This window comes from uncultured Sphingomonas sp. (assembly GCF_937859915.1).
Classification (GTDB): domain Bacteria; phylum Pseudomonadota; class Alphaproteobacteria; order Sphingomonadales; family Sphingomonadaceae; genus Solisphingomonas.
This window is the reverse complement of sequence record NZ_CALMAW010000053.1, coordinates 39444-65592: the sequence shown is the minus strand read 5'-3', so window position 1 is coordinate 65592 and position 26149 is coordinate 39444. Positions and strand designations below refer to the sequence as shown.

16 protein-coding genes are annotated in these 26149 nt (G+C 66.9%); 8 read left to right on the top strand and 8 right to left on the bottom strand.

Annotated features, from left to right (window positions below):
• Positions 1-19: 19 nt before the first annotated feature.
• The 5 genes from Q0326_RS07570 to Q0326_RS07550 all read right to left on the bottom strand — a co-directional run bounded on the left by Q0326_RS07570 (position 20) and on the right by Q0326_RS07550 (position 4924).
• Positions 20-979 carry a FecR domain-containing protein gene (locus Q0326_RS07570; RefSeq protein ID WP_298688778.1) on the bottom strand — a complete coding sequence of 320 codons (960 nt, stop codon included), beginning with the start codon at positions 977-979 and terminating at the stop codon, positions 20-22.
• Positions 976-1524: a sigma-70 family RNA polymerase sigma factor gene (locus Q0326_RS07565; protein ID WP_298688776.1), complete on the bottom strand. Its 549-nt coding sequence runs from the start codon at positions 1522-1524 to the stop codon at positions 976-978. The genes Q0326_RS07570 and Q0326_RS07565 overlap by 4 nt, the downstream gene beginning before the upstream one ends.
• A 480-nt stretch (positions 1525-2004) precedes the next feature.
• Positions 2005-3177, bottom strand: coding sequence for a glycosyltransferase (locus Q0326_RS07560; RefSeq protein WP_298688774.1), 1173 nt, complete (start codon positions 3175-3177; stop codon positions 2005-2007).
• 2 nt (positions 3178-3179) lie between these two features.
• The gene (locus Q0326_RS07555; protein ID WP_298688771.1) at positions 3180-4130 is read right to left on the bottom strand and encodes a hypothetical protein; all 951 of its coding nucleotides are present in this window, start codon (positions 4128-4130) and stop codon (positions 3180-3182) included.
• On the bottom strand, positions 4127-4924 hold the full coding sequence (locus Q0326_RS07550; RefSeq protein ID WP_298688769.1) for a polysaccharide deacetylase family protein: 798 nt from the start codon (positions 4922-4924) through the stop codon (positions 4127-4129). Before Q0326_RS07550 ends, Q0326_RS07555 begins: the two co-directional genes overlap by 4 nt.
• A 229-nt stretch (positions 4925-5153) precedes the next feature.
• Here Q0326_RS07550 and Q0326_RS07545 point away from each other — a divergent pair, with 229 nt between their 5' ends.
• The 6 genes from Q0326_RS07545 to Q0326_RS07520 all read left to right on the top strand — a co-directional run bounded on the left by Q0326_RS07545 (position 5154) and on the right by Q0326_RS07520 (position 18608).
• Positions 5154-7865: a DUF5695 domain-containing protein gene (locus Q0326_RS07545; RefSeq protein ID WP_363303827.1), complete on the top strand. Its 2712-nt coding sequence runs from the start codon at positions 5154-5156 to the stop codon at positions 7863-7865.
• Positions 7862-9208: a peptide MFS transporter gene (locus Q0326_RS07540; protein ID WP_298688766.1), complete on the top strand. Its 1347-nt coding sequence runs from the start codon at positions 7862-7864 to the stop codon at positions 9206-9208. Before Q0326_RS07545 ends, Q0326_RS07540 begins: the two co-directional genes overlap by 4 nt.
• Positions 9205-11508: a hypothetical protein gene (locus Q0326_RS07535; RefSeq protein ID WP_298688764.1), complete on the top strand. Its 2304-nt coding sequence runs from the start codon at positions 9205-9207 to the stop codon at positions 11506-11508. The genes Q0326_RS07540 and Q0326_RS07535 overlap by 4 nt, the downstream gene beginning before the upstream one ends.
• A gap of 109 nt (positions 11509-11617) precedes the next feature.
• A complete protein-coding gene (locus tag Q0326_RS07530; protein ID WP_298688762.1) occupies positions 11618-14584 on the top strand; it encodes a TonB-dependent receptor in 2967 nt (988 codons plus the stop codon).
• A 50-nt stretch (positions 14585-14634) separates the two neighbouring features.
• On the top strand, positions 14635-17100 hold the full coding sequence (galA, locus tag Q0326_RS07525; RefSeq protein ID WP_298688760.1) for a beta-galactosidase GalA: 2466 nt from the start codon (positions 14635-14637) through the stop codon (positions 17098-17100).
• A 5-nt stretch (positions 17101-17105) separates the two neighbouring features.
• Positions 17106-18608 carry a glycoside hydrolase family 27 protein gene (locus Q0326_RS07520; protein ID WP_298688919.1) on the top strand — a complete coding sequence of 501 codons (1503 nt, stop codon included), beginning with the start codon at positions 17106-17108 and terminating at the stop codon, positions 18606-18608.
• A 26-nt stretch (positions 18609-18634) separates the two neighbouring features.
• Here Q0326_RS07520 and Q0326_RS07515 read toward each other — a convergent pair whose 3' ends face one another.
• Positions 18635-21031, bottom strand: a complete 2397-nt coding sequence (locus Q0326_RS07515) for a glycoside hydrolase family 127 protein (RefSeq protein WP_363303824.1) — start codon at positions 21029-21031, stop codon at positions 18635-18637.
• 100 nt (positions 21032-21131) lie between these two features.
• Here Q0326_RS07515 and Q0326_RS07510 point away from each other — a divergent pair, with 100 nt between their 5' ends.
• Positions 21132-22865 (top strand): DUF885 family protein, encoded by a 1734-nt coding sequence (locus tag Q0326_RS07510; protein WP_298688758.1) that lies wholly within the window; start codon positions 21132-21134, stop codon positions 22863-22865.
• A gap of 12 nt (positions 22866-22877) precedes the next feature.
• Here the strand turns inward: Q0326_RS07510 and Q0326_RS07505 are convergent, their stop codons facing one another.
• A complete protein-coding gene (locus Q0326_RS07505) occupies positions 22878-24068 on the bottom strand; it encodes a Xaa-Pro peptidase family protein (protein ID WP_298688756.1) in 1191 nt (396 codons plus the stop codon).
• On the bottom strand, positions 24065-25318 hold the full coding sequence (locus tag Q0326_RS07500; RefSeq protein WP_298688754.1) for an FAD-binding oxidoreductase: 1254 nt from the start codon (positions 25316-25318) through the stop codon (positions 24065-24067). The genes Q0326_RS07505 and Q0326_RS07500 overlap by 4 nt, the downstream gene beginning before the upstream one ends.
• A 182-nt stretch (positions 25319-25500) precedes the next feature.
• Here Q0326_RS07500 and Q0326_RS07495 point away from each other — a divergent pair, with 182 nt between their 5' ends.
• Entirely contained in the window at positions 25501-26145 is a 645-nt protein-coding gene (locus Q0326_RS07495) for a GntR family transcriptional regulator (protein WP_298688752.1), read from the top strand.
• Positions 26146-26149 lie beyond the last annotated feature (4 nt).

Sequence of the window (26149 nt, the reverse complement as noted above, 5' to 3'; positions counted from 1 at the left end):
ACGACCGCACCCGCGCGCCTCACCGTGTCGGGGGCACCATGCGCCAGCCAGCCCCAACGGGCTCAAGCTCGACACCCATCACCGCCCCCATCCTGCGAAGCGTCAGCCCATGATCGGGATCGATCATGACGACGCCGCTGAAGCGTCGCTGCGCCAATTCGGGGGCCACCGCAACCGGACGCCCGATTGCGCGCGCAACGTCGCGCGCGACCTGTGCGAGTGTGGCATCCCGATAGGAAAGTCGCCCCGTCCGCCAGCCGCCGACCTCTTCCGAGGCCACGTTCCTGACGATTGCCGTTCCCCCTTCGACATGGATGGCGCGGGCGCCGTCGATCCGGACTGCGGCGCCATCGGGGTCGAACAGGACAGCGCCCTCCTTCACGGCAAGATCGGTGACGGCGCCTTGCCGCTGGACATCGAAGGCGGTGCCGACATCGCGGAATATGGCATTGCCGGCGTGCACCTCGAAGGGATGTGCCGCGTCATGCGTCACGGTGAAGAAGGCCTCGCCGGCCTCCACGGTTGCGACCCTCGGTGCGGCGGGATCGAGCCGGATGCGCGTTTCGCCGTTGAGCGCGATCCGCGTGCCATCGCCGAGTGTCAGCGAGCGATGCTCGCCGGGGCCGGTGCGCAACTCGTAGGATCGCGCACCGTGGAGGCGCAACGTCGGCAGCGCGACCACGCCGACGATCCCGGCGGCAATCGCGAGACCGGCGAGGCTGCCCCGATACCGGCGGCGCGGCGCGACCGGTGCCACATTGTCGTTGGTGGGGCGTGGCAGGCCCTCCCAGCGGCCGGCGGCCTGCAGCCCCTCGCTCGCCTCCGAGACGATCGCCGAGGCCGCGTCGAAGGCTGCGGCATTGCGCGTGTCGGCCTCGAGCCATGCGAGGTGCGCGTCCCAGCCGACGAATTCGGGATCGTGCAGGCGTCGCACCCAGTCCAGCGCCTCGTCGGCGCGGCGGCGGTCTTCGACGGTCATGCCGCGCCTCCTTTGCCGTCTATGGGCACGTCATGCGCGAACAGGTCGGTCCGGGGCAGCGAAGCGATGGCACGATAGGCCTTTTGCAGATGCTTCTCGACGGCACTCAAGCTCAGCCCGAGTTCCGCGGCGATGTCGCGCTGCGGGATCTCGTCGATGCGATGGCGGCGGAAGATATGGTCGGTTCGCGCGCCCAGACCGCGCAGCGTGGCTTCGACGCGGCGGAGCTTCTCGCGCGCGATCAAAATGCGTTCGGCGGCGGGCGCCTCGTCCGCCTCGCCCCCGGCCTGCACATCGTCATGATAGGCCGTATCGCGGCGGCCGCGGCGTACCTCGCTGCGTCGTCTGTCGAGCAATAGATTATGCGCCATGCGGTACAGGTAGGCGCGCGGATCGGTGGCCATGTCGGTACTCACCGTCTGCACGCGGATCCAGAGATCCTGCAAACAGTCCTCGGCCTCCTCGCCGGCGCCACGCGCGCGCAGGTAGCGCAGCAATTGCGCGCGATGCGTCGCGAATGCTGCAGCGAGGCCGTCGCCCGCCATGCCTGCCTGATCCCTCACCAACGTCGGGCGCACGATAAGCGCCCGCGCCGGCCACCTCGTAGGGCCGATCGCCGATCGTGCAAGCATCACCATCCGCCGCGGCCGACGTGAGCGAAGCAGTGCGTGCCCAGTATCTCCATGCATTCCCCGTCGGACCGGCGGATGTTCCGGTCATCCGTCGGAAGAGGAGACGTCCGCACGCACCGAAACCCGCAGGGGCGGCCGCGTAGAGTACGGATCGTGCCTCGCCGCGGCGTCTATCGTCTATTGCAGCACGGAGACCCATCATGATCATATCGTCCCAGCCGGGCGCAGGCGGTCGCGGTCTCGGCAGCCTCTCCGTTGCGCTGGCGCGCTTCTGCATGTGGAGCAGCCGCTGCAATCGAAAACGCGCTAACATTCGCCGGACACGCGACACGACGCGACGCTTCGGCTCCGCATCAAAGGTCTAGCAACGATCGGCCGCCTCGGGCGCAAGCGTCAAGCGGCACGCCGATGCCGTACGACCTCGCCATAGGCGCCAAAAAGATCGGCGAAATGCGCGCCCATCGTTCGCGTCGCGCCGGCTTGTCTGCGGGCGTGCGCGCCGACCGTCGCGACGTCGCGCCCGATCAGCCGCTCGATCGCGCGCGCCGCCGACGCGGCGTCGCCCGAGGCATACAGCTCGCCGCCGGCCTCGCGCGTCTGGTCGCAGGCCCCTCCGCGATCGGGGGCGATCAGCGGAAGCCCCGATGCGCGCGCTTCGGCCGCTACGAGGCAGAAGGTCTCCGCCTCGCATCCATGGATCAGCGCATCCGCGCTCGCCATCAACTGCGCGAGCGCCGGTCGATCGGTGATCGGCGCGAGCGTCAACACATGCGGATTGGCGCCGACCGCGCGCAGCACGCGGGCACGATCCCGACCGTCACCGACGAGAACAAGCCCGATCGGATGGACGACCCCGGCGCGTGCGCAGGCATCGACGACCAGCGGCCAGCGCTTTTCCGGCGCATGCCGGCCGACGCCGATCAGCAGCGTCGCCTTCGCATCGAGCCCGCAGCGCGCCAGAAGCTCGGTGCGTACCGCTAGATTGCGCAGCGCCGGCGAGAACTCGCCGGTCGTGATGCCGAGCGGGTGGGTCACCACCTGCCTCAGTCCGCCCTCGCGCAATCGTTCCGCAAGGCTGTGGCTCGGGCTGACGACCAGATCATACCGCGCGTCCAGTCGCCGCAGATGGCGCCAGAACCAACCGAAGCTGCGATCGATCGTCTCGCGTCGGGCGACCATGCCGAACCAGCGATAGGCGTAGGCCGCGAGCGGATCGGCATGCATCACCAACGCGCGCGGCGCGGCCCCCTGCCAGCTCGCCACCGCCTCGGCGGCGCGCCATGGCGACGAGGCCTCGACGAAATCGGGGCGTAGCGCATCCAGCGCGGCATGGATCGCGGCATTGTCGGCAAAATAGCGATAGGCGCGATCGAGCGGGAAGCGCGGCGACGGGATGTAGATGATGCGCGCGTTCGCGCCGCGCCGTTCGACCCGATGCGCTTCGCCGGGCGCCAGGATCACGATCTCATGCCCGTGCGCCGCACCAGCCGCCAGTTTGCGATCGATGTAGGTCTTCACGCCGCCGCCGCGGGGCGCATAGAAGGCGCAGACGTCGACGATCCGCATCGCTATTGCCCGCGTCGGGTCGCGGCGAGTTCGGCGACACCCAGCGTCACGCCAATCGCGAGATGGGCGACGAGAAACAGGCTCGCGATCAGCGTCATGGCTTCGGCGGTCGGCGAATTGCGGCCGATCAACAGCAGCGTGAGACCGGCAAACACAAGTTCCTTGTCGGGGATCAGCGGCAGGCGCGACACCAGAAGCCGCAGGGTTGCCAGCATGAGCCACGCCGACAGCGCGACCGTCGGTAGCAACAGGTGCCACATCGCCACCGAGAGCAGCAGGATCGTGACGATCCGCGCGAGATGCAGCGCGGCAACGCGGACGAGCGCCGCGCGCGGAAGACTGAACAGGCGACGCCTCAGCAGCAGGGCGACCAGCGACGTCAGGATGATCACTGCGACCGACGCGACCAGCGAGCGCAGATGCAGACCCGACGGCAGCACCGCCAGTGTCGACCAGCCAGCGACCAGCACGGCCAGCGTGACGACATTGCCGAGCATGGCGGACAGGATTGTGACGTCCTTGAGCGCGCCGAAGGGAGCGGCGACGATCTCGGCATGACGGCGCGCCCAGCCGTAGAAATACACCTCGCCGATATAGCCGAGCAGGATCTCGTTGCCGACCTGCTTGCGCAACAGCGGCATGATCCCGCCCAGCGGAAGCCGCCACAGGCCACGGAAAATCAGCCATTCGCTGACCGGCTGCGCCATGTAGCAGGCGGCGAACGCCGCCCAGAACAGCGGGTCACTCGGGAGCATCGACCAGATCCGCGCAAAATCAATGCCGCCGATCTGGACCAGCACCGCCGCGACGATGGCTAATGAGATCGCGGGGCCGAGCCATTGCCGCCAGCGCGGCACCTCGGCGACGAGCGCCTCGAGCTCTCGCGGAGCATTGATCGGATCGCGAACCCAGCCAGACCCCGACCCGTCGACCGCCAAGCCAAGCGGCTTCACTGCGCGTCTCCGACAAGAAGGTCGGCATAACGCGCAACGCGTCGCTGCCGGCAGGCGGCGGAAAGGGTCGCGTCGATGCTCGCAAGCAGGGCAGGTACGCCGGTGTCCCCGGGATGGACCGCGACGCGCAGCGTGTGGAGTGGGCGCAAGGCGGTGCGCGCCACTGCCGCGAACCCCAGCGAGCTTCGGATCCGCCGCGTGCTTCGGCTCGCCCAGGTCACGACGGGGCCGCGGGCCAGTACGGCGCCACCGACCGGGCTCCAGACCCGCATATGATCCTCGGCGATCGCAAACCCGGCGTCGCCCAGCGCACCGCGCGCGCCATAGCCGTAGAGCCACGCCGGTGCGATGAAACCGGCGACGGGGCGACCGGTGATGTCCTCGAGCAACTGGCGCCCGGCAACCATGCGGCGAAGTGCCTCGGTCCGGCCGAGCCCCAGGAACTCCCCCTCGCCGGCGGTCATCCTGCGCGCCTTGAACCGTGCGGCTGAACCCTGGTGGACACTGTCGTCGCGATGCGTCCAGCCATGCACGAACATCTCGACGCCGCTCTCCGACCAGGCCCTCAGCTTCGCCTGGAACGCGCGCGCGCCGGCCAGCGGCGCCTCGCCCCAATGGTCCGGCACGACGAGCATGGCATAGCGCGGCGATCCCAGATGGCGCTCGATGCGATCGGCGAGTTGATCGACTTGGTCCTCGAACAGCGGCCCGACGTCGTGGATCGACGCCAGCAAGCGCCGAGGCACCGCCCCGGCATCCGCACGCGACGCGTCAATCCCTGCCGCATCTGTCACCGGTCTGATCTCCATGATCGCCAGACGTTGCGATGCCTCCGAAACAGCAACAGCATGAAGACTCAAGATAACGATTTTTCATGATCAGCCCGATCGCCGCCTCGCGGCGGACCGGCAGGTGTCCTGCCGCTGATCGCACGCGAACGTGAGCCGAGGCGTCAGCGACATCCACCGCTGGACAGCCGTGGCGATTCGTAGATAGAATACGATATTCGATTTGAGGATAGTCATGGCTGTGGCAATGCGGCGTCGCGAGCTCCTATCCGGAGCGCCAATATTGTGTCTCGGCAACGGTTGGCCTCTGAACCGCGCGCTTGCGCGCGCGACATCGGAGCCAGACGGCCGCCGCTGGGCGTCTTCCTCCCTGGTCGTTGGTCTCACCTCGTCGTCACAGGTACTGCGATCGCTTTCGCCCGCCATCACGCCGGGTTTCGACTTCGCGCCCGATCGCCATGCGGAGATAGCAGCGGGCGACTATGCCCTCGGCGACATCGACATCCGCTTCCGGTCCGATGGCATGTGGCGGGATATTTCGACGGCCTTCCGTCGCATACCGGTCATCCCGCTGCCCGCGGAGCACGGCAGTATCGCTGCGGCCGATCTCTCGCCGACGCTCCCCGCGGGCTTGCCGTTTCGCATCGAACGGCGATGGCTTTTCGACGGTGATGCACTCGTCCTGCGCTTCACGTTGCGCAACCTCACGACGTCGCCCGTCGACATCGGCGGTGTCGGCTTCGCCATGCCTTTCGACAACATATTGACCGATCGAACACTCGAGCAGGCCCACGCACATGCGAGCTTTGCAGACCCGTATGTCGGGCTAGACGGCGGCCATCTCCAGGTAACGCGCTTGAACGGGCAAGGTCCGGCATTGCTGATCATTCCAGAGCCGGGAACGCCGTTCGAGGCCTGGATGCCGATCGCCGACGGTAAAGCAACCGATGGCGGAGCTGCGCTGCTCAAGGATCGGACCAAGCGCAGCCTCACATTCGAGGGGTTCTACCGCTGGATGGTGGCAAGCCGGGGTTTCGCGGACCGCGAATGGCAGGGTGCCGAACAGTGGAACGAGCCAAGCGGATTTACGCTCGCACCCGGCGAGGAACGTCGGTTCGGCCTGCGCATCATCCTGGCCCCCAACATCCGATCCATAGAACGGCGGCTGGCCGAGGCGGGGCAGCCGGTGGCGGTGGGCATACCCGGCTATGTGCTGGCGCCTGATCTTACTGCCGACTTGTTCGTCAAGTCTCCGCACGGGGTGGCGGGAATCGACGTATTCCCGCTGGGCGCGATCACGATTGAGCAGATCGCAGCAACCGGTGCGTGGCAGCGCTTCCGTTTGACCGGGCTACACTGGGGCCGCGCACGCGTCACACTCCGTCATGGAGACGGCAGCCGCCAAAGCGTCCATTATTTCGTGACGAAGCCCGCGCGGGAAGTAGCCGCCGATCTCGGCAAATTCCTGTTCAGCCGGCAATGGTTTGAGGATCCGGACGATCATTTCGGCCGAAGTCCGTCGGTGCTGAGCTACGACCGTGAAAAGAACGCTCTGGTCACGCAGGAAAAGCGCGTCTGGATCGCCGGGCTGAGCGACGAGGGCGGCGCCGGATCTTGGCTTGCCGCGATCATGAAGCAACTCGATAATCCCGAGGCCTCCGAACTCGCCAAATTCGAGCGGTTCCACGTCGAGGTGATCGAGCGGCATCTCCAAGTGCCCGACGGGCCGCTCCGTGACGGCGTCCGCAAGAGCCTGTTCTGGTACGAGCCATCCCATGCCTCGGACTATGATCCCGCGATCGACTGGACGGGCTGGTCGAGCTGGAACGTCGAGGAAGCGCGATCGATCGTGCGGTCCTTCAACTACGTCCACGTTGCCGCCGCACAATGGGTGCTCTACCGGCTCGCTCGCAACCGGACGGGTCTCGTCACGGCACACAACTGGCGCTGGTATCTCGACCGCGCAGCACGCACCGCGCTCGCCATGACCCGGTTTGCCCCGCAATATGTCGGCTTCGGGCAGATGGAAGGCGACGTGCTGGTCGCACTCCTCGCTGACCTCCGCCGCGAGGCGATGACCGCGCAGGCAGACGCACTCGAGGCCGACATGCAGAGGCGAGCGGCACGATGGAGCGCGGAGGCCTTTCCCTTCGGCAGCGAGATGCCGTGGGATTCGACCGGCCAGGAGGAGGTCTATGCCTGGATGCGCCACTTCGGCGACGATGCGAAGGCCGTCCTGACGCGCGAGGTGATCCTGGGGTATGACCCCCTCATCCCGCATTGGGGCTATAACGGCAGCGCGCGGCGCTATTGGGATTTCCTGTTCGCGGGTAAGACCGCGCGCATCGAGCGGCAGCTCCACCATTATGGATCCACGCTCAACGCGCTGCCGCTGTTCGACAGCTATCGCCGCGACCCCGACGATATTCATTTGCTGCGCGTCGCCTACGGCGGGTTGATGGGATCGCTCACCAACATCGATCGAGAGGGGTTCGGCGCCTGCGCGTTCCATTCCTATCCGGACATGATGCGGTTCGACGCCTATTCGGGCGATTACGGGATGAGCTACTTCGGTCATGCCTTCGGGACGGCCAGCTATCTGGTGAACCATCCCGAATTCGGCTGGATCGGTTTCGGTGGGGATGTCCGCGCGGACGGGGCGAGCATTCGCCTCGTGCCCAAGGACAGCGCTCGGACGCGGATCTTCATCGCGCCTGCGAGGCTGTGGCTGGTGCTCGAAGCCGGCCGTTTCGTTGCTGCGCGCTTCGATACTGTAAGCGGCGAGGTCGCGCTCGTCTTCGACGCTCGGGACGCTACCACGCGGGCGGCGCGCTTGGTCATTGAGGGTAAGGGTTATACCGCTTCCGCACCGCTTTCTATCGAAAGAGGCGCGCATGTCGTGCCGCTGTCCGACGACACGACGATGATCCGGCTGGTCCGCGCATGACCCGCGACGCGACCGTCAGCCACCCCCGCGGCTTGGCCATTCTGTCCGGCACGGAGGCGTGGGAAAGATTTTCCTTCTACGGCATGCAGGCGCTCCTCATGCTCTACATGGCCACGGTGTTATTGCCGTCCGGCGGCGGCCGGGTGATTTGGGGCTTCGCGCTGTTCCGGACGTGCGTGGAGGCGGTCACGGGGCCTCTTTCCGACCAAGCGCTCGCGTCGCAGATTTTCGGGCTATATACCGGCCTGGTCTATCTCTCCCCGCTGATCGGCGGGCTCGTCGGCGATCGCCTGCTTGGTGGCCGCCGCACTGTCCTGCTTGGCGCGGGGCTGATGGCGCTCGGCCATTTCCTCCTCGCCTTCGACGCCAGCTTCCTGATCGCGCTCGCCGCGCTGATCTGCGGTTCGGGCTGCCTCAAGGGCAATATAGCGACCCAAGTCGGCAGACTTTACGCGCCAGACGACATGCGGCGCGACCGCGCCTTTCTGCTGTTCAACTTTGGCATCAACATCGGCGCCTTCGCAGGCCCGCTGGTCTGCGGCTCGATCGGCGAGACGCACAACTGGCATCTCGGCTTCGCCAGCGCCGGCATCGGCATGCTCGTCGGCATCGCGATCTACGCCGCGGGCTGGCGTCATCTTCCAGCCGACCGACCACGCGGCCGCGACGCGGTGCGCGAGGCCGGACAGGCGGGCGAGGGGCGCCGGATCGCCGCGCTGCTCGGGCTCGTCGCGGTGTCGCTCTGCTACAATGTCCCGTTCGGGCAGGGCTATGACGTTTTCCCCTTGTGGATCCGGGACGCCGCGGACCGCCATGTCGGCGGGTTCGAGATTCCCGTCGCCTGGTATTTGTCGAGCGACGGGCTGATAACGGTGCTGTCGACGCCGCTGGTGATGTTCCTGTGGAAACGCCAGGCGGCGGCTGGGCGCGAGCCGCGCGTCGCCTCCAAATTCGCGATCGGCTGCGCGATGATGGCGGCAGCGGACGGATTGCTCGCGCTGTTCGCATATGCTTGGCCGACCCCGCACGCGCTCGGCGCCTTCTGGGGGTTCGGCTATTTCCTGCTGTCCTCGTCCGCCTATCTGTATGTGATGCCCGTGCTGCTTGCCGCGGTGTCGCGCGCCGCACCGGCGCGGCTGACCGCGACGCTGATGGGTGTCGCCTATGCCGGCCTGTTCGTCGCCAATCTGACCGCAGGCTGGCTCGCGCGCTTCTACGCACCGCTCGGCCCGACGCGCTTCTGGATGCTGCAGGCGGCGATCGCGGCGGCCGGCGTGCTGATCGCGCTGGTGCTCAGAAGGCCGCTCTCCGCCCCCCTCTATCCGACCCGCGAGGCCGCATGAACCGCCGTGATTTCCTGCAATCCTCTGTCGTCGCCACCGCGGCCCTCACCAGCGAAACACTGCGCGCGGCGCCGCTACCGATCCTGCCGGAAAGCGCGCTGGCAGGGCACACGCATCTGCTCGACGTCACGATCGACGGCACGCGCTTCGCGGTGTGGGAGGATCTGCGCGATCCCGACGGCGCGATCAGCTTCTCGTCGGCCTCGGGCGCGCTGCAGCTCGCCAAGCGGACCGAGGCGATGTTCGCCACCGCCGCGCCCGCGCATCTTGGCCTGCGAATGCGCGACATCGCGCTCGCCGACGCCGACCTGCTCGCCGACGCGCTGCTCGCCGGCGGCGGCGACCCCGATCCCGACCGGGTACGCGACGCCGCCCCGCCGAGCGCGTCGAACTTCAAGGCCGACGAGATCGGCGCGCGGCTGCCGTGGACGACGCTGGTCGGGACCAAGCAGGCCGAGGACACGATGCCGGTGATGCGCAACGGCCGTACGCGCACCTACCGCCCCGAGCACCGTTTCCCCGAGCTGTCCGGCGACGACGTCGCGCTCAAACGCCGCGAGGGGCTGCTCGGCGGTTGGCTGCCGGCGGTGCACAAGGTCATCCCGCGCAAGGCGGGCGGCGTCTGGGATATGATCGTCTTCGCGGATACCGACGCCGACAATCGCTTCATCGTCGAGACCTGGCATCGCACGCTGCATGTCGAGCAGGGCAAAATCGTCGCTGCCGACTATGGCCACAGCTACGCCCCCTATCCGCCTCGCCGCGAGCATCCGACGCCCGAGGCCTTCTACACCGCGCTGTTCCGCTTCGCGCGGAGCTGGCAGGCCGAGCTCGCCGAGGGCACCTCGGCCACGCTGCCCGATCCGGAATGGACCGACATGGTCGATCACGCCTTCGCCAAGGAGCTGATCGTCCGCCCGAACGGCGTCTGGCCCAAATATGGCGCGGTCGACCGCGACTATTACGGCTCGGAATATGACGGCTTCCAGGACACGTTCACCAGCTCGCTCTACGCCAATCTGCTGTGGGGCCGTTTCACGCAGGCCCGCGCGGTGCTCGACCAATATTTCACCGCCTTCGTCCAGCCCGATGGCCTCGTCGACATGCGCGGCCCCGAAACCGCGCAATATGGCCTCACGCTGGCGCTGCTCGCGCGCTACCTGCAGCTGACCGGCGACGTCGCGACGCTCGGCCGGCACCGCGACAAGATCCGCGCGACCGCGACGCTGCTCGCCGAGTTGCACGACCAGAGCCTCGCTTTGTCCGTTACCGACCGCGGCTACGGCCTCATCCACGGCTGGAACGAGTCCGATTCCTGCCTCCATCCCGATCCGACGATCTGGTGGAAGCCCTATTGGGCCAATTCCGCCTTCGCGGTCCGCGGCTGGCGCGAGATCGCCGCGGTCTGGCCTGCGATCGGCGGCACGTCCGCCGATGCGCGCGACTGGTCAGCGCGCGCCGATCGGTTGCAGGCGCAGCTCGTCCAGCGGCTTCGCGCCAATATCCGCCATGACCTCAAACCACCCTATGTCGGCCCACTGCCCGGTGTCAGCGAGACCTTTCGCGAGGCGCTGACGCGCGAGACCGAATCCGAACAGGGCTGGCCGCATCGAGCCTATGCCGAGCTGCTCCAGCCCGGCGTGCTGCCCGCGGACCTCGAGGCGCTGGTGATCGACTGCCTGCGCGGGCATGGCGGCACGACGCTGGGCGTCGTTGCCAATATCGGGCGGCCCAATGCCGAGAGCCGCGATATCCTTGGCTTCATCTCCTACGGCTATGCTGAGGCGCTGCTGCGGCAGGACCGGATCGAGGAATATCTGTTGTTCCTCTATGCGCACCGTTTCCACGCGCACACGCGCGGCAGTTGGATGGGCGGGGAGGTCTCGGGGATCAACGGCGATCTCGCGCTGTTCTGCATTCCCGCGCAGCTGACCATCCCGACGCTGGTCCGCTGGATGCTCGTTTATGAGGATGCCGATGCCGACCGGCTCCATCTCGCGCGCGCCGTGCCGACGCGCTGGATCGCATCGGGCCGGCCGATCGCGATCGCCGACGCGCCGACGCGCTGGGGCCCGGTCGGCTTCTCGCTGCGCGCGACGTCGCCCCAGCTCATTGAAGGCGAGATCCAGCTTCCGCCGCGCGCGCCGCGCGAGACGCGCCTGCGCATTCGCTTCCCCAAGGGCCAGATAATCCACCGGGCGACCGTCGCCGGAGCCCCGGTCCGTATCGAGGACGGCCGAGACATTATCTTGCTCTCGCAAGGGCCACGGCATCGACACATCCGGGTCGACATCGGGTAATGCGATTGTTTCGAATAATTTCGCCCGTTATATCGTATAATATATTTGACATCATGCTGCGATCATGATGGATTGCCCCCACAAAGCCTCAACGGCGAAGGGGAAATCCATGCGAAACTATACGGCTGCGACCAGACGCAATGCCGCGATCGGCGCCTTGGTTACGGCGTTATTGTCGTCGACCACTTATGCGCAGGTGACGCCCGTGCCGACTGCGGCGGATGCCTCGCCCAACAATACCGGCGACAGCTCGAACGAGATTCTCGTCACCGGCACGCGCATCAAGCGCCCCGATCTGCAGAGCAATAGCCCGCTGACGACGGTGAGCGACCAGGAGGTCAAGCTCGAGGGCGCGACCAATATCGTCGACGTGCTCAATCGGCTGCCGCAGTTTACCGCCGATGCCAACGAGAACGTCTCCAACGGCTCGAACGGCACCTCGCAGGTCAATCTGCGCAACCTCGGCTCCAGCCGCGTCCTGACGCTGATCAACGGCCAGCGGATGATGTCGTCGCAGGCGATCGATCTCAATTTCATCCCGTCGTCGCTGGTCAAGCGCGTCGACGTCGTCACCGGCGGCGCCTCGGCCGTTTATGGTTCGGACGCGCTGTCGGGCGTGGTCAATTTCATCATCGAGGATCATCTCGACGGCCTGCGGATCGATGCTCAGACCGGCATCGACCAGCACGACAATGGCAACAATTATGTGCGCGGCGTTAACCGCGCGGCGGGCTATACCACCGCGCCGGACACCGTGCTCGACGGCGGTAAGCAGAACGTCAACGTCGCCTATGGCAAGAATTTCGCCGACGGCCGCGGCAACATCACCGTCTATGGCGGCTATCGCCAGGCCGATCCGGTGCTCGAATCGACCCGCGACGTCTCGAGCTGCGCGCTCAATCAGCTCGACACCGCCGGCACCGGCCTGGTCTGCGGCGGTTCCAGCACCTCGACCTACGGCACCTTCCTGCCGCTGACCGGCCCCAGCGCCGGAGGTCAGTATCTGACCAATTCGAAGGACGGCTCCAAGACCTGGGTGCCCTACGACAGCAGCTACGCCTATAATTATTCCCCGAGCAACTACATCCAGCGCTCCGACAAGCGCTACACCGCCGGCGCCTTCGGCAAGTTCAAGATCAGCCCCGCCGCCGAACTCTACGGCAGCTTCATGTTCATGCGCGATACGACCTTCTCGCAGGTCGCGCCCTCCGCGCTGTTCCTCGGCAGCAGTTTCACGCTCAACTGCGACAATCCGCTGATGAGCGCGCAGCAGGCGACAACGCTGTGCGGCGCGGCCGCGGGCACCAACGCCACCGAGCAGACGCTGATCGGCTACCGTCTCAACAGCGACTTCTCGCGTCGCGACGATCTGCGCCACAACGACTTCCGCTATACCGCGGGCGTCCGCGGCGATATCGGCCACGGCTTCAGCTATGACGTGAACTATCTCCACTCGCTGGTCCGCTACAACGAGACCTATTTGAACAATGTCGACACCATCAAGGCGCAGCGCGCGATCGATGTCGTCAACGTCAACGGCACGCCGACCTGCCAGTCGGTCGTCGACGGCAGTGATCCGAGCTGCGTGCCGATCAACATCTTCCAGTCGAACGGCATTTCCTCGAGCCAGGCGCAATATCTGTTCGCGGACAGCAACACCGCCGAGCGCGACACGCAGACCGTCATCTCGGCGAGCATCACCGGCGATCTCGGCACCTTCGGCCTGACCAGCCCGTGGGCGACGCGCGGCGTCAACATCGCGATCGGCGCCGAACATCGCCACGAATCGCTGATCTACACCGCCGACGCGGTGGCACAGGAAGGCGGCGCGGTGCCGACCGACGGCCGCATCACCGTCAACGAGGGCTATGGCGAGATCGAGGTGCCGATCCTGCAGGACATGCCGTTCGCGCATGAAGTGTCGATCGACGGCGGCGTGCGCTATTCGGCCTATCACAATTCGCAGAGCTCGACGGGCTTCGCCTCCAACTACAATGTCTACACCTACAAGGCCGAGCTCAACTGGGCGCCGACGACCGACGTCCGCCTGCGCGCCAGCTACAACCGTGCGATCCGCGCGCCGAACATCAGCGAGTTGTTCGGCTCGCAGGGCATCGGCAACGTCTCGTCCGATGATCCCTGCGCCGGTGTCAAGCCCACCGCGACGACGACCGCCTGCGCGCTGACCGGCGTTTCCGCCGCACAATATGGCAAGATCCCTCAGTGCCCGGCCGACACCTGCGACGAGCTCTACGGCGGCAACGCCAAGCTCAAGCCGGAAAAAGGCGACACCTACACGATCGGCCTGGTGCTGACCCCCCACCAGATTCGCAACTTCTCCTTCTCGCTCGACTATTACCACATCAAGGTGAAGGACTATATCAGCTCGATCGCGCCCTCGCTCGCGATCAGCCAGTGCATCTCGACGGGCGATCCCTATTATTGCAGCCTGTTCCACCGCGATCCGCAGTCGGGCGCGATCTTCGGGAGCACGACGGCCGGCGGCTACATCGTCTCGACCACCTACAACACCGGCTATCTCCAAACCTCGGGCCTCGACTTCGACACCGACTACACGCTGGGCATCGGCAAGCACGGCAAGATCAACTTCAACCTCGTCGGCACGCTGCTGCTGCACCAAGTCGCGGAACCGCTGCCGGGTCTCGGCTCCTATGACTGCAAGGGCTATTACGGCTATACCTGCGGCGAGCCCAACCCGACCTGGCACCATGTCGCGCGCATCACCTGGCTGATCCCGGGCGACGCCTCGCTGTCGCTGGCCTGGCGCATGATTGACCGGACCAAGCTGTCCAGCCTGTCGAGCAACAGCTTCCTCACCGGCGTGGGCAGCCAGATCAACAGCCACATCCCGACCTACAACTACTTCGATCTGGCCGTGACCAAGACCTTCCCGCACGGCCTTCAGCTGCGCGCCGGCGTCAACAACATCGGCGACAAGGATCCGCCCGCGATTGCCTCCGGCATTCTCGAATCCTTCGGCAACGGCAACACCTATCCGGGCGTCTACGACACGCTGGGCCGCACGATCTTCGTCGGCGCGACGGTCAACCTCTGATAGCGAGTGCGGGCCGGCCCGGTGCCGGCCCGCCACCGGGAGTTTCTACGATGACCGACCGCGTCCACCGCCGCGACCTGCTGAAAACGGGCGGCGCGGTGAGCGCGGTCGCTCTACTGCCGGCGATGGCGCGAGCAGCGCCTGCCGCCATTACGGCGCCCTTCCCGCGCCGCGTCGTGCCGCTCGATCGCGGCTGGCGCTTCCACCTCGGTCACGCCGCCGATCCGGCCAAGGATTTCGGCTTCGGCACCTCGCACGATACCTATGGCAAGTCGGGCGACGTCGGCACGCCGGTCGCCGACGCGAGCTTCGACGACAAGGAGTGGCAGCCGGTCGACCTGCCGCACGACTGGGCGGTCGATCTGCCGTTCGAGCAGTTCGGCCCGCCGGGCTCGGATCTCGATCGCACCGGCGCCTATCAGGGGTTCAAGCCGGTCGGCCGGCTGTGGCCCGCGACCAGCGTCGGCTGGTATCGCCGCACGCTGCCGATCGCGGCCGAGGACGCCGGCCGACGCCTCGCACTCGAATTCGACGGCGTCTCGCGCAACTGCCTCGTCATCCTCAACGGCTTCGTCGTCGGGTCGAACGAGAGCGGCTACGCACCCTTCCGCATCGACATCACCGACTTCGCCAGACCGGGCGAGACGAACATGCTCGTCGTCCGTTGCGACGTCAGCCTCGGCGAAGCCTGGTCCTATGAGGGTGCCGGCCTCTATCGCCACGTCCGGCTGGTCGAGACCGCGCCCGCGCATATCCGCCAATGGGGTGCGACGGTGCGATCCGAAATCCTCGGCGCCGACGCGCGGCTACGCATCGCGACCGAGATCGACAATGACGGCCCCGCGGCCAGCGCGCGCGTGCGTTCGACGGTCACCGGACCCGACGGGCGCATCGCGGCCACCCTGTTGTCGGAGCCGATCGCCCTGCCCGCCTGGGGCAGCGTCACCGTCCCGCAGGAGACGATGATCGCACAGGCGGCCCTATGGTCGCTGGAGACGCCGCAGCGCTACACGCTGGCAAGCGACATCGTCGTCGCCGACGCCGTCGTCGACCGCGACGAGACCCGGTTCGGCATCCGCAGCATCCGCTTCGATGCGGACCACGGCTTTTTCCTCAACGGCAAGCCGGTGAAGATCAAGGGCACCTGCAACCACCAGGATCATGCCGGCGTCGGCTTCGCGGTGACCGACAGCCTGCACGTCTGGCGGCTCGAGCAGCTCAAGGCGATGGGCAGCAACGCCTATCGCTCGACGCATCACCCCGCCAACAGCGCCATCCTCGACGCCTGCGACCGGATGGGCATTCTCGTCATGGACGAGACCCGGCAGATGTCGAGCGATGCGGAAGGCATGAGCCAGCTCGACCGGCTGGTCCGCCAGGGTCGCAACCACCCGAGCGTCATTCTGTGGAGCATCGGCAACGAAGAGATCCACCGCGGCACCGAGACCGGCGCGCGGATCGCCGAGACGATGAAGCGTCGCGTCTACGAGCTCGACGGCACGCGCCCCGTCACCGAGGCGTTTAACGGCAAGTTCGGCCAGGGCGCCTCACGCATCCTCGACGTGCAGGGCTGCAACTATTTCCTCGGCGAGGTCGACCCCTTTCACGCCGCGCACCCAACCACGCCAATGATCGGCACCGAAGTCGCCAGCACGGTGATGACGCGCGGCGAATATGTCCGCGACGACAAGGCCGGCGTGGTGCCCGCCTACGACACCGACTTCCCGCGCTGGGCGACCACCGCCGAGACCTGGTGGAGCTTCTACGACGCGCGGCCCTTCCTCGCGGGCGGCTTCGTGTGGACCGGGTTCGACTATCGCGGCGAGCCGACACCCTTCGAGCGCTGGCCGGAAAACGCCTCCAATTTCGGCCAGATGGACAGCTGCGGCTTTCCCAAGGACGACTACTGGTATTACCGCGCCTGGTGGGGGCCGGACCCCATACTCCATCTCTTCCCGCACTGGACCTGGCCCGGGCGCGAGGGCAAGCCGGTGCCCGTCTGGGTGCACAGCAATTGCGAGGCAGTCGAGCTGTTCGTCAACGGCCGCAGCCTCGGCCGCAAGAGTGTCGAGCGCAACCGCCACCTCGAATGGCAGGTACCCTACGTACCCGGCCGGATCGAGGCGCACGGATTCCGGGCCGGGCAGCGCACGCTGATCGCGACGCGCGAGACGACCGGCGCACCGACGCGTGTCAAGTTGTCGAGCGATCGCCGCCAACTCGCGCCCGGGGAAGTCGCCGTGGTGCGCGCCGCGATCCTCGACACGCACCGCCGCGAGGTACCGACTGCGTCCAATCACGTCGTCTTTGCGCTGTCGGGCGATGCCAAACTGCTCGGCGTCGGCAATGGCGATCCGCGCAGCCTCGAGCCCGACCATGCCACCGCCCGCTCCGCGTTCAACGGGCTGTGCATGGCGATCGTCCAGGCCGGTGACCGCGGCGGCACGATCCGTCTGACCGCCTCGTCCGACGGGCTCGCCGCCGCCATGCTGCCGTTCATCGGCACCGGCGCGTGACGATCATGCGAGGGCTGCTGTCGGCATTCATCGCGCTGACCCTCGCCGCGCCGGCCGCTCCTCGGACCGCGATGGGCGGCGTCTGGCTCTTCCCGCGATCGGCGGAATTTCCCGGCCTGCGCATGCTACGCTTGTCACGCGACGCCGGCGGCTGGCGCGGGTCGGTCACCACCGACTGGTATGGCGACGTGCCGATGCGCGCGCTTGCCGTCACCGGGGGCACCGCGCATTTCCTGATCGACAACGGCAATCCGCGCCTGCCGCCGCGGCCATGGACCGCAACGATCGACGGCACGCGCCTGCGCGTCACCGGCGACATCTGGGAGCGCCACGTCGAGTCCGCGCTCCGCCGCGGCACCGCGACCGACGCCACCCGCCTCGCCTTCCCGCGCGCGCCGCTGCCTGCGCCCGTCACGCTCGCCGCCGACGGCCTCGCGCCGACCCCGCCAATGGGATGGTCCAGCTGGAACCGATTTGCCGCCGCGATCGACGACGCCACCGTCCGCGCGATCGCCGATCACCTCGTCAGCTCCGGCCTGCGGGATGCCGGCTATCGCTACGTCAACATCGACGACGGCTGGCAGGGCACGCGCAGCGCCGACGGCGCGATCCGCGCCAATGCCCGCTTCCCCAACATGCCAGCGCTTGCCGCCTATGTTCATACGCGAGGCCTGAAGCTCGGCCTCTACAGCTCGCCCGGGCCGAAGACCTGCGCGGGTTTCACGGGCAGCTACGGTCATGTCGAACAGGATGCGCGGACCTTCGCGGCATGGGGCGTCGACTATCTGAAATATGATCTCTGCTCGGGCGAGGGCATTTTCCGCACCGCCGCCGAGGTCAGGCTCGCCTATCAGCAGATGGGGCAGGCGCTGCGCGCGACGGGTCGGCCGATCGTCTACAGCCTGTGCCAATATGGCCGCGACCGCGTCGGCACCTGGGGCAGCGGCGTCGGCGGTCATCTCTGGCGCACGACCGGCGACATCGCGGACAATTATGCCGCGATGGCGGCGATCGGCTTCGACAAGGACGGCGACGCGGCCACCGCCGGTCCCGGCGGCTGGAACGATCCCGACATGCTTGAGATCGGCAATGGCGGGATGAGCGAGGACGAATATCGCACGCATATGACGCTATGGGCGATGCTGGCCGCGCCGTTGATGCTCGGCAACGACGTCCGCACGATGTCGCCGGCGACGATCGCGCTGCTCGAAAGTCGCGGCGTGATCGCGATCGACCAGGATCCGCTCGGCCGGCAGGCGCGGCGCATCCGCAAGGATGGCGACGCCGAAATCTGGGCGCGGCCGCTCGCCGACGGATCGGTCGCGCTCGCGCTGTTCAACCGCGGCACGACCGCGCGCGACATCGGCTTTACTCTACAGGATGCGGGCCTCGCGCGGATCGCAAGGCTCGTGGACGTGTGGGCCGGCGTTCCCGACAGCCCGACACGGCGGACCTGGGAGATCCCCGGCCATGGCGCGATGCTGTTGCGGCTTACGCGGGCACCGTAAGCAGGACAGTGACTGCGTCGACCGGGTCAGACTGTGGGAACCGGCTTGGGCGTGAACAGGCGCACGCCGAAGACCGGCCCCGCCGTATGCCCGACGTGCGGCTGGAAGCGGACGGTGACGCTCGGCTTGCCGCGGGTCAGCGCTTCGGGCAGCGGATAGTCGACGTCAACGAACTGACCGGGTCTGAGCGCCTCGAGCTGCTGCGTCGCGATCGTATGGCCGTCGATCTGGATGTCGAAGGCGCGCTTGCGCTCGTCGCCCCAGTAGGTTGCCTCGAGCAGGAGGGGGCCGGGGCGGGTTTTCATCACGAACTGGAAGAAGCCGCCGCTGCGGGCATCGCGTCCGTTACGGCCGCGATAGACCACCGGATAGGAGATGTCGGAGGTCAGGCCGTGATCATGTTCGGGTTGCATCTCGCCAAGATGCATGACGTCGACCGAGCGCGCCGCGAGATCGGCAAGCCGCGCCTGCTCCGCCGCGAACGCGACCTTCTCGGTTTCCCAGCCGGCATCGGTGAACCGCTTGAAATAGACTGCGCTGCGTCGGTCATAGGCGCTGTAGAAGGGACCGAAACGCATGTCCGCCGGTCGGCCCAGCCCCTTCGTATGGTAGAGTGCCGGCTGCGCCGGATCCGCGCGGAAGCCGGCGAGGATGTCGTTGCCGACCAGCGCCGGTGCTGCGCCACTCACGACCGGCAAATCGGCTGCCCCCAGATCCGCCGCGAGCACCAGCGGCCCGCGCAGGATGGCGATCGTGTCGGGATCGTCGGAGGTGGATTCCATGCGCAGGTCCATCGGCAATGTCATCGTCACGATATCGCCCTCCTGCCAGCGGCGACGTACGACCGCATAGCCGGCCGCACGTTCGGCCTCGACCGGCTGCCCGTTGACCGCGATCGCGGCCGACGTCGACCAGCCCGGCACGCGTAGCGCGATCGCAAAGGCACCGACCTGCTTCAATGTCGCCAGTCTCAGCGTGATCTCGCCGTGATAGGGGTAGGCGGTGGTGAGCTCGATATCCGCGCCCTTTGCCGCCCAATGCGCGCGAGATGGAATGAAGAGATTGACCAGAAGCGCCGCCTTGCCCACCCAATAGATGGACTCGCCATGCTTGGCGTGGCTTTCCATTCCCGAGCCGACGCAGCACCAGAAATCCTCGGTCGGCGACGACCAATCGCGTTTGATGCCCGACATCAGCGGCGTCATATAGGTGAACATCCCCGTCTTGGGGTCATGTGCTGCGAGGATATGGTTGAAGTGGGTCCGTTCATAATAGTCGAACAGTGCAGCGTCAGGCTGCTGCCAGCCGTAGATATGCCGGGTCAGCTTGAGCATATTATAGCTGTTGCAATGTTCGCAGGTCTGCTCGGTGATATGCTGGGATATTGCATCGGGAGCGAAGAAATATTCGCGATCGGCATTGCCCCCGATGACATAGCTGTGATGGCGCGTCACCGTGTCCCAGAAGAAGCGCGCGCCGACGCCGGGGGTCGCGCGGCCGGTGATCTCGTGGATGCGCGCGAGGCCGATCAGTTTTGGAATTTGGGTGTTGGCGTGGATGTTGGGCAGATCGTCCTGCCCGCGCTCCAACGGCACGAGCACCGCATTGTCGTGGATACGCTCGGCAACGGCCATCCATTGCGGATCGCTCGTGCGCGCCGACAATTCGGCGAAGCTCTCGTTCAGTCCGCCATATTCGCAGCCGAGCATCGCCTGCATCTGCTCGTCGCTCAAGGCGGCGAACAGCCGCTGGAAATAGCGCGCCAGCCCGATGGCGACGTCGAGCGCCTGTCGATTGTCGCAATGCAGCTGTGCATCGAGCAGACCGGCAAAGGTCTTGTGGATATTATAGAGTGGCGACCAGGCGCCGTTGAGATCAAAGCCGCCGGAGCGGATGTCGCCGCGCGCGATCTCCCCGAATATCTCCTCGCCGTCGACACGGCTGCCGTCTTTGCGCTTGCGCAGCAAGCCCGCAACATAGCCGTTGCCGCGCGCCCGCTGGCAAGCGGCGAGCTCTGCGACGATGTAGTCGACGCGGCGCCTGGCCTCGGTGTCGCCGGTCTGCGCATGGATCAGCGCGAGCGCGGAAAGATAATGGCCGAGCGTGTGGCCGGCGATCGTGTCGCCCTCCCAACCGCCATAAGCCGCGGCCTTTGGCGAAAGCCTCGCGCCGGTCCGGAAATTGTGCAGCAGGCGATCCGGGTCGAGCGATGCCAGATAGCGCTGGTTGGCGTTCACAGCATCCAGGAAGGGCGACGGCAGCAGACGCACCGCAGCGAGCGGTAGCGGTTCGACGCGGTCAGGCAGCAGCCCCGGACTGGCCGCCAGCGCAGCAGATCCACGCGCGCTGAGACCGCTCGCCAACGCCACGATGCCGGCCCCCGTCAGCCATTCCCGCCGTGTTCCCGCCAACGCCTCGCGCACCGCACTCTCCTTGCCTGTCACAAGAATACGATATACGATCCTTGGCATATTGCAAACAGGGGCAGGTCGCATGCAGGCTTTCAAGGCGGGACTCTTGGCGATGATGACCGCATCGGCACTGACCATGGCGAGCGCAGGGATCGCTGCCCAGACCAGTGAGGACGCCCGGTTCACCGCGATCTATTCGGCCGAATGGACCTGGCGGGAGCATCAGCAGGCCGACGACGAGGACAGCGGCGATCGCATCTCCGCACACCTGCCCGACGTCGGCCCGGCGGCGCAGGCGTCGCGGCTCGAGCGGTGGTCGACCGTGATGACGCAACTCGCCACGATCGACGCGACCAGGCTCAGCCCCGAGAACCGCATCAATTTGCAAATCTACCGCAACCAGATCGCCACGCTGCTCGCCGCACAGCGCTACCGCGACTATGAGAAGCCGCTCAACGCCGACACGAGCTTTTGGGGCAATGTTGCGGGTTCGGCGCGACAGAGCTTCAAGACCGAGCAGGATTATCGCCACTATCTCTCGATGCTGGGCGAAATGCCGCGCTATTTCGCGCAGCAGATCGCCAATATGAAGGCCGGCGCGGCGCGCCGCTTCACGCCGCCGAAGATCACGCTCGAGGGTCGCGACGCCACGGTCACGCCGATCACCGACGCAAAGACGCCGCAGGACAATCCATTCTATGCGCCATTCCGCACGATGCCGGCGACGATTCCGGCGGCGACGCAGGCCGACTTGCGCGCGGCGGCGGTGACGGTCATCGCCGAGGCCGTCGTGCCCGCACACCAGGCGCTGCTCGCCTTCCTGCGCGACGACTATATTCCGCATGCGCGCACCGCGCTCGACGCCTATTCGCTGCCCGACGGCAAAGCCTATTACCAATCGAAGATCCGCGAGTTCACCACGCTCGATCTGCCGCCGCAGCAGATCCACCAGATCGGCCTCGACGAGGTCGCGAAGATCCATGCCGAAATGCTCGACGTGATGCGCCAGGTCGCCTTCAAGGGCGACCTGCCCGCCTTCCTCGCCTATCTGCGCACCGATCCGCGCTTCTACGCCAAGACGCCGCAGGATCTGCTCGATCGCGCCGCCTGGATCGCCAAGACCTTCGACGGCAAGGCCAAGAGCTGGTTCGGTCGTCTGCCGCGCAGCCGCTTCGCGATCATCCCGGTGCCAGACGACATCGCGCCCTTCTACACCGGCGGACGCGGCGGGCCGGGCGTCTATTTGGTCAACACCTACAATCTTCCTTCGCGCCCGCTCTATTCGCTGACCGCGCTGACGCTGCACGAGAGCGCACCGGGCCACGCCTTCCAGATGCCGCTCGCCGCCGAGAACAAGGATCTGCCCCCCTTCCGCCAGCAAGGCTACATCTCGGCCTATGGCGAGGGCTGGGCGCTCTACTGCGAAAAGCTCGGCGTCGAGATGGGCATGTACGACACGCCCTACGATCGCTTCGGCATGCTGAGCTACCAGATGTGGCGCGCGGCGCGGCTGGTGGTCGACACCGGCATCCACTCGATGGGCTGGAGCCGCGAGCAGGCGCAACGCTATCTCCACGACAACACCGCGCTCGCCGATCACGAGATCGAGACCGAAGTCGATCGCTACATCGCATGGCCCGGTCAGGCGTTGAGCTATTATCTCGGCGAGAAGGCGATCCTGGATTCGCGCGCCAAGGCCGAAAAGGCGCTAGGCGCCAAATTCAACATCCGCGCCTTCCACGATACCGTGCTGCAGCTCGGCTCGGTGCCGCTGCCGGTGCTGCAGGCGCGCGTCGACCGCTTCATCGCCGAAGGCGGCAAGGGCCCCTATCCCGACGAGGAATGAGGACGCGCCTCGTCAGGACAGTCGATCGATCGCGGCCTGCGGCTGGGTGAACCAGCGCGGGCCTTGGTCGGTCATGTAGAAATGATCCTCGAGCCGCACGCCGAAGCGATCGGGCATCACGATCATCGGCTCGTTCGAGAAGCACATGCCGGTATCGAGCAGGGTGCGGTCGCCGCGGACCAGATAGGCCGGTTCGTGAATCGACAGGCCGATGCCGTGGCCGGTGCGATGCGGCAAGCCGGGCAGGCGATAATCCGGTCCCAACCCACCCTTTTCGAGTATCGCGCGCGCGGCGGCGTCGACGGTTTCGCACGGCGCGCCGGGCACCGCTGCGGCGAAGGCGGCGGCCTGCGCTTCCTTTTCGAGATCCCAGATCGCACGCTCGTCATCGCTGGGCTTGCCGAAAGTGTAGCTGCGCGTGATGTCCGAATGATAGCCTTCGACCGTGCAGCCGGTGTCGATCAGCACAAGGTCGTCGTCCGCAAGGCTCTGTTCGCCGGGCAGACCGTGCGGAAAGGCGGTGGCCCGACCGAACTGGACGATGCAGAAGCTCGATCCCGAAGCGCCCATCGCGCGGTGCGCCTGATCGATGAAGCGCTTGACCTCGGTGGTCGTGATCCCCGGCGCCAGCATACGCGCGGCGCGGTGATGGACCTCGAGGGTCATGTCCTTGGCCTGCTGCATCAGCGCGATCTCGGCGGCAGACTTGCGCATCCGGCAACCATCGATCGCCGGCGCGCCATCCACCAGCGCGACGCCGGGGGCCGCGTGGCGCAGCCGCTCCGCCATCTGGAAGGGCAGCGCCGGGTCGATCGCCAGCGTGGCGGCGCGCAATCCGACCAGCGCATCGGCGATCAGCGCATGGGGACTGTCATCCTCCTCCCAGAGGCGGATATCGACGTCGATCAGCAGATCCGCCTGCAACGAGCCCAGTTCGAACCGCGGACAGACGACCACAGGCTCGCCGCGCACCGGCAGCAGCATCGCGACCAGGCGCTCGGTCGCCCCCCATGGCACGCCCGCGAAATAGCGCAGCGAGGCGCCCGCGGCGATCAGCAGCGCATCCGCGCCCATTGCCGCGGTAAGGGCACGCGCACGCTCGATCCGTTGCAGTCGCTCGGCCCGCGTGATCGCTGGCGCCTTTGTGGCCCAGGGGGTGATGCTCGCCAATTCGGCCGCTGCGGTCGATCCGCCTATGCTCATGTCCGCTGTCCTTGTTTGTCGAACCGCCCAATATCGAACGGGCGTGTGTCTACAGGCGGCGCCTCGTCCGCGACCAGCGCGGCGATGATCTCGCCGGTGATCGGCGCCAAGGTGAGCCCAAGATGTTGATGGCCGAACGCATACAACAGGTTCGGTGCCCGGTGGCTGCGCCCGATCGCGGGCAGATAATCGGGCAGCGTCGGCCGCGATCCCATCCAGCGGTCGAACGGACCGCGCATCGGCAGTCCCAGCGCGGCGACGTGCCGCTCTAGCCGCTGCCATTTGGCCTCATCCGGTGGCGCATCCGGATCTCCCAGCTCGACGAAGCTCGCCGCCTGCACGCACTCCGCATAGCGGGTGACGATCATCGCGCGATCCTCGAACACGACGGGCGGCAACTCCGCGGGCCAATCATGGCTGCGCGTACGGATATGATAGCCTCGCTCGGCGACGATCGGCGCCGCGTGGCCAAGCGGCGCGATCAGACGGCCCGAGCGCACGCCGGCTGCGAGAACGATATGATCCGCCTCCATCGCCACACCGTCGACCATCACGCCGGCACGCGCACCGATCGCGACCAACTCCGCCCGTCCGCGCACGATCGTGCCGCCCGCCGCGACCAGCGCGGCTTCGAGCGCATCGGCAAGCCGATCGAGATCGGCGACCTGTCCGCTGTTTGTAAAGCGGATGGCGTCGATCGACGCCGACCGCGTCAGCCCGGCAAGCGTCGTCCGTTCGCCCTGATCGATATCGCGGAAGCGCGCGGTCCCGGTATCCGCTGTCTGCCACGCCACCCTGCCCCGCGCCGCCGCCGCTTGCGATCCCCACAGAACGTAATGACCGTCTTCCCGCAGCAGATCGGGTTCGGGCAGTGTCGCGGCGAGACGCTGCCAAGCCGGCATCGCCGCACCCGCCAAAGCGGACAGGGCGGCCTTGCCCGCCTCGAAACGCCGTGGCGTGGCGGCGCCCAGCATCCGCCACGCAAACGGCGCCCAGGCGCGATACTGACCGGGGGGGAAAGCCAGCGCCCCGCCGCGCGAGAATAGACGTCCGGGCGCCGAGCGGATCGCTGCATAGGAGGCGAGCGGCCCGACCTGCTCGATCGCGATGTGCCCGGCATTTCCCCACGAGGCGGCGGTACGCGCTACGTCCGCGTCCACGATCGTGACGGCCAGGCCGCGTCGGGCTATCGCCAACCCGCTGGCCAATCCGACGACGCCGCCGCCGATGATGATAGCGTTGCGGTCCATATCCTGCCTTGATGCCCCGGCGGATCTATCGTATACGATATATCGATGCAATGGAGAAGCTGGATGACTTCGACGCCTGCCGGCTTTTCCCGCGAAAATCAGCATGATCGCGCTGCATCCTAGTGGCGGAACCGTTCGCGCTACGGCATAGTCCTCCACTTCCTGATGGAGTTCCAAAGACGATGAGCATCGTCGTTCGCACCTTGTCCGAACAGATTTTCAGCATCGTCCGCGAACAGATCGTCACGGGGCAATTGCCTGTCGACCAGGCGATCCGCCAGGATGCGCTCGCCAACGAACTCGGTGTCAGCAAGATTCCACTCCGCGAGGCTCTGGCGCGGCTCGAGCAGGAGGGGCTGCTCGTCAGCCAGGCCAATCGCGGCTTCTTCGTCCGCCCGATGTCGGCCGAGGAAGCCGAGGAAATCTTCGCGCTACGGCTGTCGATCGAACCGGCCGCTGTCGCCGCGGCGGCGCTGGCCGCGACCGAGCAGCAGCAGAAGATCGCGTCGGAGACGCTCGCGGCGCTCGACCAGGCCGCCACCGCGCAGCTCGACGAAGTCGCCGCGCGCAACCGAGACTTCCATATGGCGCTGGTTCGCCCCAGCGGCAAATTGCTGACCACGCAGCTGATCGAGCGGTTGCAGGTGCTGTCGGAACGCTATGTCTACAAGCACCTCGAGCCCGCCGGCCGCGAGGATCGCGCGCATCTCGAGCACGACATTCTGATCAGTGTCTGGCTGGCACGCGACGCCAAGCGAGCCAAGGCGCTGGCCGCCGCGCACATCAGCGGGACGCTTGCCGACCTCCGGCGGCAACTCGGCCGGTGACCAC

Coding starts and splice junctions, on each gene's coding strand:
- Q0326_RS07570 (WP_298688778.1), bottom strand. CDS start 979: ATGACCGTCGAAGACCGCCGCCGCGCCGACGAGGCGCTGGACTGGGTG.
- Q0326_RS07565 (WP_298688776.1), bottom strand. CDS start 1,524: ATGGCGGGCGACGGCCTCGCTGCAGCATTCGCGACGCATCGCGCGCAA.
- Q0326_RS07560 (WP_298688774.1), bottom strand. CDS start 3,177: ATGCGGATCGTCGACGTCTGCGCCTTCTATGCGCCCCGCGGCGGCGGC.
- Q0326_RS07545 (WP_363303827.1), top strand. CDS start 5,154: ATGGCTGTGGCAATGCGGCGTCGCGAGCTCCTATCCGGAGCGCCAATA.
- Q0326_RS07540 (WP_298688766.1), top strand. CDS start 7,862: ATGACCCGCGACGCGACCGTCAGCCACCCCCGCGGCTTGGCCATTCTG.
- Q0326_RS07535 (WP_298688764.1), top strand. CDS start 9,205: ATGAACCGCCGTGATTTCCTGCAATCCTCTGTCGTCGCCACCGCGGCC.
- Q0326_RS07530 (WP_298688762.1), top strand. CDS start 11,618: ATGCGAAACTATACGGCTGCGACCAGACGCAATGCCGCGATCGGCGCC.
- galA (WP_298688760.1), top strand. CDS start 14,635: ATGACCGACCGCGTCCACCGCCGCGACCTGCTGAAAACGGGCGGCGCG.
- Q0326_RS07520 (WP_298688919.1), top strand. CDS start 17,106: ATGCGAGGGCTGCTGTCGGCATTCATCGCGCTGACCCTCGCCGCGCCG.
- Q0326_RS07510 (WP_298688758.1), top strand. CDS start 21,132: ATGATGACCGCATCGGCACTGACCATGGCGAGCGCAGGGATCGCTGCC.
- Q0326_RS07505 (WP_298688756.1), bottom strand. CDS start 24,068: ATGAGCATAGGCGGATCGACCGCAGCGGCCGAATTGGCGAGCATCACC.
- Q0326_RS07500 (WP_298688754.1), bottom strand. CDS start 25,318: ATGGACCGCAACGCTATCATCATCGGCGGCGGCGTCGTCGGATTGGCC.
- Q0326_RS07495 (WP_298688752.1), top strand. CDS start 25,501: ATGAGCATCGTCGTTCGCACCTTGTCCGAACAGATTTTCAGCATCGTC.